This window comes from Mesorhizobium sp. M2C.T.Ca.TU.002.02.1.1 (assembly GCF_003997225.1).
In genome coordinates this window covers 1-1761 of sequence record NZ_RZTO01001059.1, presented here as the reverse complement: position 1 = coordinate 1761, position 1761 = coordinate 1, and the positions used below count along the sequence as shown (strand labels likewise).

The following is a 1761-nucleotide window of genomic DNA, read 5'->3' as shown; positions in this document are numbered from 1 at the left end:
TCCTAGGGCGAAGCAAGGAGCGAAGCGACGCGCGCAGACCCTAGGATCCATGCCGTTACATACGAGCGCTGCGACGGTGCAAAATTCTTCTCCGCCGCATTCCTTGGCATGCGTCACGGCGTGGATCCTCGGGTCAAGCCCGAGGATGACGAAGCGAGGGGCGCCTTCGGCATCCGAACATGAAACTCGCCACCTTCAACATAAACAACATCAACAGCCGGCTGGAAAATCTTCTGGCATGGCTCGCCAAGGCAAAACCCGATGTCGTCTGCCTGCAGGAGCTGAAATGTCGCGACACGCAGTTCCCGCTGACGAGGCTCGCCAAGGCCGGCTATGGCGCGGTGTGGAAGGGTGAGCCGACCTGGAACGGCGTGGCGATCCTCGCACGCGGCGCCGAGCCTGTCCTGACACGCGACGCGCTGCCCGGCGACAATGCCGACCGCCAGGCCCGCTACATCGAGGCGGCGGTCGACGGCGTCGTCATCGCCTGCCTTTACGCGCCGAACGGCAATCCGCAGCCGGGGCCGAAATTCGACTACAAGCTCGCGTGGCACAAGCGCTTCGCGGCGCATGCCGGCGACCTCATCGACACCGGCCTGCCGGTGGTGTTGGCCGGCGACTTCAACATCGTGCCCGAACCGCGCGACATCTATGAAACCCGCTCCTATGACGACAACGCGCTGGTGCAGCCCGAAAGCCGCGCCGCCTTCGCCGCGCTGATCGACCAGGGCTGGACGGACGCGTTGCGCAAGGTCTTTCCCAGGGAGGAGCGGCTCTACACGTTCTGGGATTACCGCCGGAACCGCTGGCCGCGCGACGCCGGCTTGCGGCTCGACCACATCCTGTTGTCGAAGAAGCCCGCTCGAAAACTGAAAGCGGCGGGGATAGACCGTGAGGTGCGGGGAGGAGAAAACCCCAGCGATCACGCGCCGGTCTGGGTGGAGTTGAGGTGAGAAACAGAAATCCCCGCCGTGGCGGGGATTATTGAGGATCAGGTTCTGGTGCCCCAGTTATACGGGCGTAGGCGGCGGCGAACCCGCCACCACCGCAGAAAGCTTGCCTTTGCGGACGAAAATCGGCTTCTCGTAAGTCTTTCTCATTATGCATTCCTCGTCGGTTTATGCTGCAGAAGCACCGAGGATTTCAGCATCAGCCCGCCGTGGGCAAAGAACCTGCCACCACCGTCGAAAGCTTGCCCTTGCGGACCAAAATCGGCTTCTCGTAAGTCTTCTTCATGCGGTTGCTCTCCTTAAAAAATCCCGAGTGGATAATCTCACATGAGCAATTTCTGTCAACAACCGGCTGTAGCGAGCTGTTCTGTTCCTGGGGATAGTCTCTACTGATACAACCGCACCCAATAGTGGGCGACCGCGCCGGCTGGGAAATGGATGCCAAAGATATCGACGGCGGGGCTGTGTGATCTCTTGCACTTAGCCTTGGCCGCGAGCTCGGCTAAGATACCGGGGCCGGCCTACTGCCGCATGTGACAAGGCAGCGGCGGCCGCAAGGTACGGGGGGAAGACCGATGAAGAGATCGACCGACAGGCTGTTGGCGCTGGCGATGCTGGTCGTCGGCATTGCCTGTTTCGCCAAGCTTTATCCGGCGCTGGGCGGCAAGCCGCCGGCGATGGCGCGCCTGGAAGTCTTCGGTGTGGCCGGCTTGCTGTCGGTCCTTGCCGGGCTGCTGTTTCTCGCCGGCCTGCTGCCGGGCGCCGCCAGGCATGATCCGGCCGCCCCTTTGTTCGGCCGCGACGCCGAGAT

1 protein-coding gene and 1 pseudogene are annotated in these 1761 nt (G+C 62.6%); both read left to right on the top strand.

Going from position 1 to position 1761, the window contains the following annotated elements:
* Positions 1–179: 179 nt before the first annotated feature.
* Positions 180–953 carry an exodeoxyribonuclease III gene (gene xth, locus EOD07_RS33280; RefSeq protein WP_127238244.1) on the top strand — a complete coding sequence of 258 codons (774 nt, stop codon included), beginning with the start codon at positions 180–182 and terminating at the stop codon, positions 951–953.
* 572 nt (positions 954–1525) lie between these two features.
* Positions 1526–1761 (top strand): annotated as a pseudogene (locus EOD07_RS33265) (WD40 repeat domain-containing protein); the annotation flags it as partial.